At 44.2% G+C, this 14,891-nt stretch carries 11 protein-coding genes and 2 tRNA genes; 9 read left to right on the top strand and 4 right to left on the bottom strand.

The genetic code is table 11. The annotated features are described in order from the left end of the window. Nucleotides 1–76 precede the first annotated feature (76 nt). The 6 genes from DW938_RS11365 to DW938_RS11335 all read left to right on the top strand — a co-directional run bounded on the left by DW938_RS11365 (nt 77) and on the right by DW938_RS11335 (nt 10,930). Complete coding sequence (locus DW938_RS11365; RefSeq protein WP_117878416.1) at nt 77–247, top strand: 4Fe-4S binding protein; 171 nt, start codon at nt 77–79, stop codon at nt 245–247. 543 nt (nt 248–790) lie between these two features. Then, entirely contained in the window at nt 791–1,996 is a 1,206-nt protein-coding gene (locus tag DW938_RS11355; RefSeq protein WP_118124927.1) for a transglutaminase domain-containing protein, read from the top strand. Nucleotides 1,997–2,217: 221 nt separating this feature from the next. Then, nucleotides 2,218–3,768 carry a L,D-transpeptidase family protein gene (locus tag DW938_RS11350; RefSeq protein ID WP_117878412.1) on the top strand — a complete coding sequence of 517 codons (1,551 nt, stop codon included), beginning with the start codon at nt 2,218–2,220 and terminating at the stop codon, nt 3,766–3,768. Between the two features lie 53 nt (nt 3,769–3,821). Further along, entirely contained in the window at nt 3,822–4,460 is a 639-nt protein-coding gene (locus DW938_RS11345) for a M15 family metallopeptidase (RefSeq protein WP_118124925.1), read from the top strand. A gap of 357 nt (nt 4,461–4,817) precedes the next feature. Further along, entirely contained in the window at nt 4,818–9,368 is a 4,551-nt protein-coding gene (gene gltB / locus DW938_RS11340) for a glutamate synthase large subunit (RefSeq protein WP_118124923.1), read from the top strand. Between the two features lie 77 nt (nt 9,369–9,445). Further along, complete coding sequence (locus DW938_RS11335; protein WP_117903829.1) at nt 9,446–10,930, top strand: glutamate synthase subunit beta; 1,485 nt, start codon at nt 9,446–9,448, stop codon at nt 10,928–10,930. Between the two features lie 137 nt (nt 10,931–11,067). Here the strand turns inward: DW938_RS11335 and DW938_RS11330 are convergent. Together DW938_RS11330 and DW938_RS11325 are read right to left on the bottom strand one after the other, a co-directional pair. Next, nucleotides 11,068–11,143 (bottom strand) — tRNA-Thr (locus DW938_RS11330). Nucleotides 11,144–11,209: 66 nt separating this feature from the next. After that, the gene (locus DW938_RS11325; RefSeq protein ID WP_118124921.1) at nt 11,210–12,100 is read right to left on the bottom strand and encodes an ATP-binding protein; all 891 of its coding nucleotides are present in this window, start codon (nt 12,098–12,100) and stop codon (nt 11,210–11,212) included. 134 nt (nt 12,101–12,234) lie between these two features. On the opposite strand from DW938_RS11325, the gene DW938_RS11320 reads away from it, so the two are divergent. From DW938_RS11320 to DW938_RS11315, 3 genes are read left to right on the top strand one after another with little or no spacing between them, the layout of a single operon-like run. Beyond that, the gene (locus tag DW938_RS11320; RefSeq protein ID WP_118124919.1) at nt 12,235–12,792 is read left to right on the top strand and encodes a CYTH domain-containing protein; all 558 of its coding nucleotides are present in this window, start codon (nt 12,235–12,237) and stop codon (nt 12,790–12,792) included. Nucleotides 12,793–12,818: 26 nt separating this feature from the next. Beyond that, nucleotides 12,819–12,971 (top strand): hypothetical protein, encoded by a 153-nt coding sequence (locus tag DW938_RS14825; RefSeq protein ID WP_181979662.1) that lies wholly within the window; start codon nt 12,819–12,821, stop codon nt 12,969–12,971. Beyond that, the gene (locus tag DW938_RS11315; RefSeq protein ID WP_118124917.1) at nt 12,952–13,806 is read left to right on the top strand and encodes an amino acid ABC transporter substrate-binding protein; all 855 of its coding nucleotides are present in this window, start codon (nt 12,952–12,954) and stop codon (nt 13,804–13,806) included. The genes DW938_RS14825 and DW938_RS11315 overlap by 20 nt, the downstream gene beginning before the upstream one ends. A 253-nt stretch (nt 13,807–14,059) precedes the next feature. On the opposite strand, the gene DW938_RS11310 is transcribed toward DW938_RS11315, so the two are convergent. Both DW938_RS11310 and DW938_RS11305 read right to left on the bottom strand, forming a co-directional pair. After that, nucleotides 14,060–14,548 (bottom strand): NUDIX domain-containing protein, encoded by a 489-nt coding sequence (locus DW938_RS11310; protein ID WP_117856663.1) that lies wholly within the window; start codon nt 14,546–14,548, stop codon nt 14,060–14,062. Nucleotides 14,549–14,636: 88 nt separating this feature from the next. Beyond that, nucleotides 14,637–14,729: transfer RNA gene (locus DW938_RS11305), tRNA-Ser, on the bottom strand. Nucleotides 14,730–14,891 lie beyond the last annotated feature (162 nt).

The following is a 14,891-nucleotide window of genomic DNA, read 5'->3' as shown; positions in this document are numbered from 1 at the left end:
TTCAGAAAATGTGTTATTATATAAGTATAGTATTTGATATGATACTTGTAGAATTTATGCAAGGAGGTCTGTGAAAATGGCTTATAAGATTAGTGATGAGTGCATCGGCTGCGGCGCTTGCATGGACGCATGTCCAGTAGGAGCTATCTCCGAGGCTGATGGTAAGTGTGTTATTAACGCTGACGAGTGCATCGACTGCGGTTCTTGTGCAGGTACTTGCCCTGTAGGAGCACCTCAGGCTGAGTAATTTACTTAAACTAAGAGAAAACGTCTGTCATATGGCAGGCGTTTTTTTTTGCACTTATTTTTTGTGTATTAGTTTTCAGCACACTATCATAAAACTGTCACATTGGCGGAGTATTATATAAGCAAGGTAAGAGAAAGACAAAAAGATGAAATTTACACATATACTTTTTTCTCCATATATACTTCATATACTTCAAAAAGGGAACGCTGGCTTGTGTCAGCGTTCTTTTTTGCGTGGGTGATTTTGTGGATAGATATGTAAAATATCGTGGGAAATATGGGCTTTTGTAACGCAGGTGTCCGTTTTTCGGTATTATTAATAAAAGTTTTGCGAAATTTGTTAAAAGTGATAAAAATAGAACCCTTATTATCGTTTCTGGGATATAAAATGTACAATGGTTGTAACCTGACGTTCATATAAACTTCATAAACGAGCGAAAAAACGGCTTGAAAATTACAATTTGATTACAATGCCCCTTGACTTTTGTAACCTTATTCATTATAATATGGTGTAGTTTATCACATTTGAAAGGAGCGTTCTGAATTGGGTTATTTGAAGTCGGGAATATCCCGCTGTGTGGCTGTGCTTTCTGCCTGCGGAGTTGTGACAGTATCTGCTGTGACTTTTGCGACACTTGATAAAAACGTTATCCAGCCATGTGCGGTCATGCCGCCTGAAAATGCAAAGGTCATTTCTGCTGTTTCTGACAAGGAAACATCTGAGCAGATCGGGGATATCACAACTGTTCTTACAACATCAGCTGTCAAGGAAACTGCGAAAAATTCTCAGACCGAGGCTGTAAAGGCTGTAAAAACTGCAAAAAGCGAAACAACAAAGGCAACAAAGCCAGCTTCCGAAACAGCTTTGAGATCAGAGAGCGTAACGACCTCTGTAATATCACAGAAGCCAGCGTCAGTGACCGCAGTGCAGAGTGTGACTTCCGCTGACACAAAGCTTAGCATATCAGTAAGCCTTGTGACAAAGAAAACTCAGCAGGCTTCAAAGTCTGAAACAAAGGTTTCTGCTGTTACTTCCACCCCTGTCAGCACTACTGACAGCGATACTGTTGCCTCAAAGGCTACAAAAAAGACTACAACAGTGAAAACTACTACTGCAAAAACTACTACCACTGCAAAGACAACAACTGCCCCTGTTACGACCACAACGCCTGCGGTGACTACTACCAAGAAAAAGACCACCACCACTAAGGTGACAACAACTAAAAAGCCTGTTACAACTACAACCACTGCGCCTGTTGTCGACAACGGCAAGACCCCTGCACAGCGACTTAATTCTGCAGTGCTTGATCCAAAGGCGACGCTCAGCGCAAAGGAAGAAAAGATACTTCTGAAATATCTCGATAAGATAATATCAGATGATATGACAAACTACGAAAAGGCTGTGGCTTGCTACGATTATATTATAAAGAACACGGTCTATGATTACGGCGGCTGGGCAAATCCTGTCAAGGCTGTTCTTGAGGACGGTTACGGCACTTGCACAGAATATTCTTACGTTTACGCTGCAATGCTTAACTACATAGGCTTTGACGCAAAGACTGTTGACGGCAAGACCGCTATGGCGGCAGGCGGTTACGGCTATCATATGTGGGTGGAGGTAACGATAAACGGTCAGGTATATGTTATGGATCCTCAGGTGGACGATAACATGAGCTGGGGAGCGTATATCTCCCATGACCGCTTCTGCAAGACCTACAGCGAGGTCAAGAACAAGTATATAAAAGACTGATATTGTATCGGGTGGAGTTATCTGCCCGATATTTTTTTACTGTGTTTGCGTGTGGTTTGTTTGCAGTACGTTTATTTGTACATTAAATGAGAATATCCGGCACTCTTTTTGTGACAAATTTTTCAGCCTATCCTATAGACAAAAGGAAAAAAGCGTGATATAATTATTCTTGATACATTGTCGGCAAATGCCGAACGTCATTTTGTACAGGAGGATAATTGATGACGGAAAATTCCACAACAATAAAGAAAAAGACTGCGGCATCTGTGAAGAAAAACAGCTCTGTCAAAGGTTCGTCAAAGAATAAGAAAAGAAAGAAAAAACGCAACAATATCGGCATTATCTGCGGCACTGCGGCAGCGGCTATCGTGATAGTTGTGGGCGGAGGATATTTCATTGGAAGAGCTTACTATAGCAACAGATTTCTGAGCGGCACAACAGTGAATGGCGTTGACGTGGGCGGAAGGACATTTGAACAGGCTTGCGACCTGCTCGGGGTGAACGATATGCCTTATGAGCTTACGGTCAAAACTATCGACGGCACGCCTGTTGTTTTCAAGACGGCTGATTTTGATTACAGACTAAGCGGCAAGGACGAGCTTCAGAAGATCTATGACAGCGTGAACAGAAAAACATGGTTCTCGGGATTTATACAGAACTCCACCTATAGCTTTAATGAGGATATCACATTTGATGTTGAGAAGCTTCAGAAGCTTGTGGAGAAAGCAAACTGGGGCGATGTTGAAACTGCCGATGCAAAGCTTGGCCTTAACGAGGATAAGACGGCTTATGTTATCACCCCTGAGGTGCAGGGAAACAAGATAACCGATATGAAAAAGCTTGAAGCTTATGTTACGCAAAGCGTGGCGGCAGGTGAGCTTAGCGTTGAGCTTGACAAGGACACAGGTTGTTATTCTCTTCCAAAGGTGAAGAGCGCAGACCTTGAGGACGATTGCAAAAAACGAAATGATGTTTTCCAGCTTTCTGTCACATACGATTTTGACTACACCACAGAAACTCTCACGGGCGAGGAGCTTATGAAGATTATAAAGCTCAAAGATGACGGAAGCTACACTGTGGACAGAAAGAAAGCCATGGAGTATGTGGAAAAGCTCGCAAAGAAGTATGATACATATAATACTAAGAGAAAATTCCACGCCACTTTGCAGGGCGACATAATCGTGCCGACAAGCTCTGATGCTAAATACGGCTGGTGGATAGATCAGGAAAAGACTTGTGACGATCTTGTGGATATGCTTGAAAAGGGCGAGAGCGTTGACAAGGTAGACCCTATCTATTACAGTACCGGTTATTATGACTTTACAGGCGTTGAGTCTGCGAGAAGCAAGGACGATGATATAGGCGACACTTATATCGAGATAGACCTTACCGACCAGCACTTGTGGTATTATGAAAAGGGCAAGAAAAAGCTCGATACCTATATAGTTTCAGGTCAGACCACATCTAAGGCGAGAACAACTCTCCCCGGTGTTTATAAGCTGTGGTCAAAGGAGACCAACAAGCGTATGAAAGACACAAATGCCGACGGCGACGAGTGGGATACAAAGTGTAATTTCTGGAACAACGTTTCTCTCTGCGGAATAGGTCTTCACGATTCAACGTGGCGAGGCGGATATTTCGGCGGTGAGATATACAAATACAACGGCTCTCACGGCTGTATAAATATGAGCTATGACGACGCCAAATATGTTTATGACAACGTGCCTTACGGTACGCCTGTTGTTATGTACTACAAGTCTGCGGATAAATAATAAGGACGGTCAAGGTATCATGCCTTGACCGCTTTTTGTAAGGAGTGTTTTTTATGGAAAAGATATTATACAGAGAGGGCTTTACGGCTGAGGAGCTTCCAAATGAGGTGATAGAGCGTATCAAAGGCGTTTCCTATAAGGAAAATCCCTATGTGAAGCTGGGCGACCTTGCCTATCTGCGTGTGAGATATTATGACTTTGAGCATAAGGTGCAGTCGGGGGAGCTTATCGTGGCGAGGAAGCTTGCGCTGGAGGTTCTGGATATCTTCTATGAGCTTTTCGAGGGCGGTTATGAGATAGAAAAGATCAGGCTCGTGGACGAGTATGACGCTGATGATGAAAGGTCAATGGCGGATAACAACTCCTCTGCCTTCAACTATAGGGTGGTGGCTGGTACCAACACTATTTCGGCTCACAGCTACGGCAGGGCGATAGACATAAACCCTCTTATAAATCCTTATATAGTGGGGGATAAGGTAATGCCTGCCAATGCTGCAGAGTATGCAGACCGTGATAAGACTTTTGATCACAAGATTGACAGAACAGACCTTTGCTATTGCATTTTCAGGCGCCACGGCTGGAAATGGGGTGGTGACTGGAACAATTCTAAGGATTATCAGCATTTTTACAAAGAGTATGATTCACCGCTGAAAATGGCTGTAAATAAGCTGAAAAGAGCGTTGTTACGTTAGTTTGCAAGGTTTACCCAGGAAAGCAATATGAAATCATAAGTTATATATGTATACCGATTAACCAAAAATTAATAATGATTTTATGCAAGTTTTATCATTCACTCTTGCATTTTGCTGTAATGTGTGTTATAATGATTAAGCCGTCAAAAAATACGGCAAAAGGCTATTTTCTTGCATTTGTGCGAAAAACCACGCTTTGAGTTTGTTTGCACTTATGCAGGATTGCAGGATTTTAATTTCTTCCTGCAAATTTTTTGTTAAAAACAGCTAAAAATCGGCTATAAGCCGTGAAATAACATACGTTGCTGAACGATAAGCTATAATTTTTTTACAGTTTGGCAGGAAAGGGTGATAAAAATGGAACGCATGGAGGATATGACTAATGTAAAAAGCCTGTATTCACCGAAATTCGAGCATGATAACTGCGGAATAGGTGCTGTTGTGAACATTAAGGGCAAAAAGAGCCACGATACTGTTGCAAATGCGCTGACTATCGTTGAAACGCTTGAGCATCGTGCTGGTAAGGACGCAGAGGGCAAAACAGGTGACGGAGTAGGTATCCTGCTTCAGATCTCACATAAATTCTTCAAGAAGATCGCCGCCGCTGAGCTTGGAATCACGCTTGGCGAGGAGAGAGATTATGCTGTTGGTATGTTCTTCTTCCCACAGAACGAGCTTGCGAGAAATCAGGCAAAGAAGATGTTTGAGATAATCGCTGAAAAAGAGGGCTTGGAGATCCTTGGCTGGAGAGTCGTTCCTGCAAGGCCTGAGGTGCTTGGCAAGAGAGCTGCCCAGTGTATGCCTGCCATAATGCAGTGCTTCATCAAGCGTCCAAAGGGCGTTAAAAAGGGTCTTGACTTTGACCGCAAGCTGTATGTTGCAAGACGTGTGTTCGAGCAGTCAAATGAGGACACCTACGTTGTATCACTTTCAAGCAGAACTATAGTATATAAAGGAATGTTCCTTGTGCAGGATCTCAGAAAGTTCTTCCCTGACCTTCAGGATAAGGACTACGAGTCTGCTATCGCTATGGTACATTCAAGATTTTCTACCAACACAAACCCAAGCTGGCAGAGAGCTCATCCTAACAGAATGATCGTTCACAACGGTGAGATAAACACTATCAGAGGCAATGCTGATAAAATGCTCGCTCGTGAGGAAACGATGAAGTCTGAGCATTTGAAGGGCGACCTTGATAAGGTCACACCTGTTGTAAACACTGAAGGCTCTGACTCTGCAATGCTCGACAACACACTTGAATTTTTGGTCATGAGTGGAATGGATCTGCCGCTGGCTGTCATGATAACGATCCCTGAGCCATGGGATAACAACGGCACGATGAGTCAGGCTAAGAAAGACTTCTATCAGTATTACGCAACTATGATGGAGCCATGGGACGGACCTGCTTCTATCCTTTTCTCTGACGGAGATATCATGGGTGCAGTGCTTGACAGAAACGGTCTGCGTCCGTCAAGATATTATATCACAAAGGATGGCAATCTTATCCTTTCATCTGAGGTTGGCGCACTTCCTATCCCGTCAGACAATATCGTTGAAAAGGAAAGACTTCGCCCGGGCAAAATGCTTCTTGTTGATACTGTTCAGGGAAGAGTTATCGACGATGACGAGCTTAAGGAATACTATGCTTCAAAGCAGCCTTACGGCGAGTGGCTGGACAGCAACCTTGTCAGACTTAAAGACCTTAAGATACCAAACATCAAGGTAGAGGAACACGGCTACGAGGAAAGACAAAGACTTCAGAAAGCCTTTGGTTATACCTATGAGGACGTTATGACATCTATCCTGCCAATGGCAAAGAACGGCTCTGAGTCTATTGCCGCTATGGGTACAGACAGCCCGCTTGCGGTGCTTTCAAAAGAGCCTCAGCCACTGTTCAACTACTTCAAGCAGCTCTTTGCACAGGTAACAAATCCGCCTATAGACGCTATCAGAGAGGAAATAGTTACCTCCACAACTGTCTATATTGGCGAGGACGGCAACATTCTTGAAGAAAAGCCTGAAAATTGCAAGGTAATGAAGATACACGACCCTATCCTTACCTCAACAGATATCCTTAAAATAAAGAATATGCACATTCCTGGCTTTAAGGTAGCTGTTATCCCTATACTTTATTATAAGAACACAAGACTTGAAAAGGCTATAAACAGACTTTATATAGAAGCAGACAAGGCGTTCAGCGAGGGCGCAAATATCCTTATCCTTTCAGACAGGGGAGTTGACGAGAACCACCTTGCTATCCCGTCACTGCTTGCAGTATCAGCACTTCATCAGCACCTTGTTGTTACAAAGAAGAGAACATCTCTTGCTATTATCCTCGAAAGCGGCGAGCCTAGAGAAGTTCATCACTTTGCAACACTGCTTGGCTATGGTGCTTCCGCTATCAACCCTTATCTTGCTCAGGAAACTATCCACGAGCTTATTGCTGACGACCTTCTCGATAAGGATTACTATGCCGCTGTTGACGATTATAATGCGGCTGTTCTCCATGGTATCGTAAAGATAGCTTCAAAAATGGGTATCTCTACTATACAGTCATATCAAGGCTCACAGATATTCGAGGCTATCGGTATCGGCGAGGACGTTATAAACAAGTATTTCACAGGCACTGTCAGCAGAATAGGTGGTATCACTATCTCTGATATCGAAAAGAACGTTGACAGACTTCATACATCAGCCTTTGACCCTCTTGGACTTGGCACGGACACAGAGCTTGAATCAAGAGGAAGCCACAAGTTCAGAAGCGGCAAGGAGGAGCATCTCTACAATCCTCAGTCTATCTACCTGCTCCAGCAGGCTGCAAGGACTGGTGACTATGAAACATACAAGAAGTATTCAAAGCTTATCTCTGAGGAAATGGACCCTGTGAACATCAGAGGTCTTATGGATTTCAACTTTGCTGAAAATCCTGTTCCGCTGGAGGAAGTTGAGAGCGTTGACTCTATCGTAAGAAGATTTAAGACGGGCGCTATGTCCTACGGCTCTATCTCTCAGGAAGCTCATGAAGCACTTGCTATCGCAATGAACAGACTTCACGGCAAGTCAAACTCAGGCGAGGGCGGTGAGAGCCTTGACAGACTTCTCACAAAGGGTACTTCTGAGGACAGATGTTCAGCTATCAAGCAGGTGGCTTCGGGACGTTTCGGTGTAACTTCAAGATACCTCACATCTGCTGATGAGATACAGATAAAAATGGCACAGGGCGCAAAGCCTGGCGAGGGCGGTCATCTCCCTGGCAAAAAGGTTTATCCATGGATAGCTAAAACAAGACACTCCACACCTGGCGTATCGCTTATCTCACCTCCGCCACACCACGATATCTACTCTATCGAGGACTTGGCTCAGCTTATCTATGACCTGAAAAACGCAAACAAGAACGCAAGAATTTCTGTAAAGCTCGTTTCTGAGTGCGGTGTTGGTACAGTTGCGGCAGGCGTTGCAAAGGCAGGCGCAGGTGTTATCCTTATCTCAGGCTATGACGGCGGTACAGGTGCGGCTCCGAGAAACTCTATCTACAATGCAGGACTTCCATGGGAGCTTGGACTTGCAGAAGCACATCAGACCCTTATCAAGAACGGTCTTAGAAACAAGGTCGTTATCGAAACAGACGGCAAGCTCATGACAGGCCGTGACGTTGTTATCGCAGCGATCCTTGGCGCAGAGGAGTTCGGCTTTGCAACAGCTCCGCTGATAACACTTGGCTGTGCAATGATGAGAGTATGTAATCTTGATACTTGCCCATTTGGTGTTGCAACACAGAACCCAGAGCTTAGAAAGAAGTTCCCCGGCAAGCCTGAATATGTAATGAACTTTATGATATTCGTGGCTTCCGAGCTTAGAGAATATATGTCAAAGCTTGGCGTAAGAACAGTTGACGAGCTTGTGGGAAGAATTGACCTTATCAAGCCAAAGGCTGGAATCACAGGCACTGCGGCACAAGTTGACCTTTCTAATATCATCAACTCTGATTACGTTTCAGAAAAGGTAGAATACAACAAGAAATCCAAGTATGACTTCAAGCTTGAAAACACTCTTGATGAAAAGGTACTCATGAAGGAGTTCGAGAAAAATCTTAAGAGTGGTGAGAAGAAGTCTATCACAGTAAATGTCAAGAACACAGACCGTTCATTCGGTACTATCTTTGGCTCAGAGATAACAAGAAAGTATTATAACACACTTGCTGACGATACATACAAGATAGTCTGCAACGGCTCAGGCGGACAGAGCTTCGGCGCATTTATCCCGAACGGCTTGACCCTCGAGCTTGTGGGCGACTCTAACGATTATTTCGGCAAGGGACTTTCGGGCGGTAAGCTCGTTGTTTATCCTCCGAAGGATTCCACTTTCAAAGCCGAGGACAATATCATTATCGGTAACGTTGCACTTTACGGCGCAACAAGCGGTAAGGCGTTCATCGACGGTGTTGCAGGCGAGCGTTTCTGCGTAAGAAACTCAGGCGCAGTGGCAGTTGTCGAGGGCGTTGGCGACCACGGCTGTGAGTATATGACAGGCGGCTGTGTGGTAGTTATCGGCAAGACGGGCAAAAACTTTGCGGCAGGTATGTCGGGCGGTGTAGCTTACGTTCTTGACGAGGACAGACACCTTTACACAAGACTCAACAAGGAAATGGTACTTTTCTCTGAGGTCAAGGAGAAGTACGATATCATTCAGCTCAAAGACCTTATCCAGCAGCACGTTGACGCAACAGGCTCTGAAAAGGGCAAGCGTATTCTTGATAACTTTGAGGAATATCTGCCTAAGTTCAAGAAGATAATCCCTCACGATTACAAGAAGATGATGTCTGCTATAGCTTCAATGGAAGAAAAGGGCATGAGCAGTGATCAGGCGCAGATAGAAGCATTCTATCAGATCATCAACGGCAAGCAGTAAGCCTGCGCACATGAGATATTGTACTTTTAAAATCGAAAGGAGGATATACTTGCCGTGAAAGCAAGTATAGTTGAGATATGGGAAAGCCAACTGGTTTTATGGACTATAAGCGTGAGGACGCAGCAGCGTTCTCCGTTGAGGAACGTATAAAGAATTTTAATGAATTTCACACTCCTCTTTCAAAGGAGGAGCAGCAAAAGCAGGGAGCAAGATGTATGGACTGCGGTGTGCCGTTCTGTCAGGCAGGAATGAAGATAGGCAACGCATTTTCAGGCTGTCCGCTTAACAATCTTATCCCTGAATGGAACGACCTTATATACAAGGGCAACTGGGAGCAGGCATATTACAGACTTCATATGACGAACAATTTTCCTGAGTTCACATCAAGAGTTTGTCCTGCACTTTGCGAAAAAGCCTGCACCTGCGGAGCTAATGGCGACGCTGTTACCACAAAGGCTAACGAATACGGCATTATCGAAAATGCTTATGCCTGCGGATATGCTTCGGCAAGAGTTCCAAAGGTAAGAACAGGAAAGACTATCGCTGTTATAGGCTCAGGCCCGTCAGGTCTTGCTGCCGCTGACCAGCTCAATCAGAGAGGTCACAGTGTAACAGTTTTCGAGCGTGAGGACAGAGTGGGCGGTCTGCTTATGTACGGCATACCGAACATGAAGCTTGAAAAGCAGATTATCGAGCGTAAGATAAACATAATGAAAGAAGAGGGCATCGAGTTCCGCACAGGCGTTAATGTGGGCAAGGATATCACAGCGGCTGAGCTTCTCAAGGACTTCGACAGAGTAATACTTTGTTGTGGTGCTTCAAACCCTAGAGATATCAAAGCCGAGGGCAGAGATGCAAAGGGTATCTATTTTGCAGTGGATTTTCTGAAATCCACAACTAAGGCGCTGCTGAACGGCGGTCTTACGGATAAAAACCACATTTCCGCAAAGGGCAAGAACGTCATGGTAATAGGTGGCGGAGATACAGGAAATGACTGCGTTGGTACAAGCGTAAGACACGGCGCAAAGAGCGTTTTGCAGCTTGAAATGATGCCAAAGCTTCCTGACACGAGAGCCGAGAACAACCCATGGCCGCAGTGGCCAATGGTTTGCAAGACAGATTACGGTCAGGAGGAAGCTATCGGTGTGTTCGGTCATGATCCGAGAGTTTATCAGACAACTGTCAAGGAGTTTCTCAAAGACAAAAAGGGCAATCTCAAGGGCGCAGTGCTTGTAAAGCTCTCACCGGAGAAAGACCCTAAGTCAGGCAGAACGATAATGAAGCCTGTTGAGGGCAGCGAATACAAGGTAGAAACCGAGCTTGTTCTTATTGCGGCAGGCTTTCTGGGATCTGAAAGCTATCTCACAAAGGCTTTTGGCGTTGAGGTAGACGGCAGAACGAATATCGCAACAGCCGACGGCACACATCAGACGAACGTGAAGAACGTCTTTGCCGCAGGCGACGTGCGCAGAGGACAGTCACTTGTAGTATGGGCTATCAGAGAGGGCAGAGATGTTGCCCGTGAGGTGGATAAGAGCCTTATGGAGTATACAAATCTGTAATACGAGATAAAAATGTAACACCGTCCGAGGAGTTCGGGCGGTGTTTTTTGTGTGCAGGGTATCGTACCCATGGGCGGCGACAAAAAAATCCGCTACCATAAATGATAGCGGATTTGGGTGCAGGGACACGTCCCTGCTGGAGCTGCTAACCGGGCTTGAACCGGTGACCTCGTCCTTACCAAGGACGTGCTCTACCTACTGAGCCATAGCAGCAAACCAATTACAGTAATATATTATACACTATCTCTGCCGCTTTGTCAAGCCCTTTTCACAACTTTTTTACTCTATTCCCTCATCATCATCGTCATCTGCCTGAACGCTTGGGTCGTAATCATCATATGTGTCCATAAAATTGTACTTCTTGCCCTTGTATTCGTATTGTATCACAGTGCGCAGATTGACGTTATAAACGCTCTTGAAAATATTGTTTTCGATGTTGGGATTGGTGGCACGAAACTTTGCTATAAGCTCCTTCATTTCCTGCCGCTTTGATACCTCACCCTTTTTCTCTGACCCCTCGTAGCTCTCAGTGAAACGGCAGGCACAGCGGATAAAATGCAGATCGTTCTGCTCCACCCAGCGGATAATGTCCGCCTCTTTCACCATGTACAGTGGTCTGATAAGCTCCATGCCTGCGTAGTTCCTCGAGTGTAGCTTCGGCATCATAGTCTGAATCTGTCCTCCGTATACCATGCTCATGAGTATGGTTTCTATAACATCATCAAAATGATGTCCCAAAGCTATCTTGTTGCACCCAAGATCCTGCGCAAATTTGTAAAGCCAGCCACGCCTCATTCTTGCACAAAGATAGCATGGGTTGCGTTTTGTGTTGTATGCAATGTCAAAGACCTTTGTTTCAAACATTTTTATGGGTATGCCCATAAGCTTTGTATTGTCGATTATTCTCTGTCTGTTGGCGTCGCTGTAACCGGGGTTCATTACAATAAACTCCAGCCCGATATCCATTCCCTGATATTTCTGCAAATGCTGCATACACTTAGCAAGAAGCATTGAGTCCTTGCCACCTGATATGCACACCGCTATTTTGTCCCCCGGCTTTATCATATCGTAACGCTCATATCCCATTACGAATTTATTCCATATATCTCTGCGAAAATCAGTGACGATGCTACGCTCTATCTTCTGCTGTGGCGTCAATATTCTTGACATCTCAAACTCTCCTTAAAATCATATACTTAAATTCTACTATTTTTATGGGATTTTGTCAACCTTTTACGCCAGTTGACTTTAGGGCATGATACTGCTATAATATAGTAAAATGATAATATATTCAGGAGGATATCATGAGCGAAAATATAGAACGTGAGATAAAAATTTCTCTCACAAAAGAACAATATAACACCGCTGAAAAGCTTTTTCAGTGGGGCAAAATAATAGAGCAGACCAATTTTTATTATATACCACAGCAGGATACGGGCATGACAAGTATCCGTGTCAGGCAGATAGGGGATAGGTATTTTTTACAGCTTAAAGCACCTATCTCCGAAAACGGTGCACTTCATGTGAAAAAAGAGTATGAACAACAGCTTGACAGCCTGCCTGAAAAGCTCACCGCACAGGAGCTTTCACAGCTTGTGGGGAGAGATTTCCCTGCCGCTGACCTTGCAGGTTCTTTGTATACTCAGCGCAAGCTCTGCACCGATTTCGACCATGTTGAGATATGCCTTGACAAAAGCGAATATCTCGGCTTGACAGACTATGAGTTGGAGCTTGAATATACAGCCGACTATCCCGAAAAGCCTTTGGAGATACTGAAAAATGCAGGTATCACACAGGGAGAAGCGGTCATAGGCAAGTATGCAAGGTTCATGGAAAGAGCGAAAAAGCTTGGTAAGTGCTGATTTTCGCCTATCTGCGGTCATTTTCTATGAAAAAGCACCCACAGCCTGCAAAGGTTTGGGCAATAATGATAATTGACAGTGACGTTATAATATGTTATTATATTAAAGTGTTAAAACGTATGAAATGGTATTTTGACGATACCCGAAAGGAAGTTAATAATGAAAAGATCTATTTTTAAGACTATCGCATCACTTTCCGCTGCTGCCATGATGCTTTTGGCTGTAGGCTGCGGAAGCACATCTGATTCTTCATCAGCAGCAGGCACAAACAGCACAGCCGCTGCAAAAGGTGAGGACAACTCACTTCAGAAGGTTCTTGATTCAGGTAAGCTTGTGCTTGGTCTTGACCCAACATTCAAGCCAATGGGCTACACAGACGAGAACGACAACATCGTAGGCTTTGATATCGACGTTGCAAAGGAAGTTTGCTCAAGACTTGGTGTAGAGCTTGAAACTTACTCTGTAAACTGGGATACAAAGGAACAGGATATTAATGCAGGCACAATAGATTGTATCTGGAACGGCCTTTCTGTCAGCGATGAGAGAAAGAAAGTAATGCTCATGAGCGAGCCTTATATGAAGAATGAAATGGTATTCGTTGTAAACGGCTCAAGTGACGTTGCTTCACAGGCTGACCTTGCAGGCAAGAATATTGCCGTACAGAACGGCTCAACAGCACAGGAAACACTTCTTGCATCTGACGTTGTAGCAAATGGTGCGACAACAACAGAGCTTGCAACAAATGTTGAAGCCCTCCAGCAGTTGGAGCTTAACATGGTAGACGCAGCGTTCCTTGACTCAGTAGTTGCAAACTACGAGATATCCACATCAGGCAAGGATTACAAGGTGCTTCCTGACGGCCTTGACCCAGAGGAGTACGCTATCGGCTTCAGACTTGGTGATCAGGCACTTTGCGACAAGATCGAGGAGATCCTTCACGAAATGAAGCAGGACGGCAAGCTTGCTGAGATATCAACAACTTGGTTCGGAAGCGACATCACGACCATAGAATAATCACAAAACATTCAATCGGACAGTCTTCGGGCTGTCCGATTTTTTGCTTTATGAAGTTTTTTGCGTGTCATATCTTTAGAAAATAAAAAGTCTCGCAAACAACGTGTTTACGAGATTTTTTGGCAAAGAACCGTAATTTTGATAGAAACCATCAAAGGGGGTGCAACTTCGGTTCAGAGGGGGGTGCAGTTCTCGATTTGAGGGGGTGCATTGTTTTTGACAACTCCACTGCCACTCCACGTCAAACCAGAATTTATAAATTAAGTTCTTCAATGAAATTTAGAATACGCTGCGTTGCCAACTCATCCCTGGACAGTTTTAGCAATCTATCAGCCGTAATCCATTTATAATTAGATGTTTCTCCTTCTTGCAAAACGATACTATCCTTATCTATATCCGTAATGCAAAGATACTCCACATAAAACGATTTATGGTTGTGGTGGAGCACCCTTCCTATTTCCACTAAATTATCGGAGGTAATTCCCGTTTCTTCATGAAGTTCTCTAGCGGCACAGGTTACAGGGGCTTCACCTTGTAAAGCAGAACCACCCGCTGTAGCCTCCCACATTCCGCCCAAATGCTTTCTTTTATCCCTTTGCATGATGAGATAACTTCCATCTATATGTCTAACGATTATTTCACAGACCAAATGAAAAAAACCTTCCGGAATTGCCTCTCCTCGAACCAGAGTTACACCTTGAATCTTTTTGAAATCTCTATCATAAGCGTCCCACAGTTCCATACTTCATTTTTCTCCATAAATTCCGATTTGTCTAACTCATTATAGCATAAAAATTCACCGCAATTCTATCAAAATTACGGTGGACTTATGGCGGAGAAGGAGGGATTCGAACCCTCGATGAGCTATTAACCCATACACGAGTTCCAGTCGTGCGCCATAAACCAGGCTAGGCGACTTCTCCAGTTTATCATTTTTTTATATGTGTCACACTATCCAAGCGACTTTAATATTATACCATATGATCTTCTGCTTGTCAAGATATTTTTGAAATTTTTTTGTTCTTTTCTGTAGTGCTACAATAGATATTGGACAAAATTAAGAAAAAAGAAAAGAGAGATAGACA

Source organism: Ruminococcus sp. AM43-6, from assembly GCF_003461785.1.
Taxonomy (GTDB): domain Bacteria; phylum Bacillota; class Clostridia; order Oscillospirales; family Ruminococcaceae; genus Hominimerdicola; species Hominimerdicola aceti.
The sequence above is the reverse complement of the archived record's forward strand: the minus strand, read 5'-3'. Positions and strand labels throughout refer to the sequence as shown.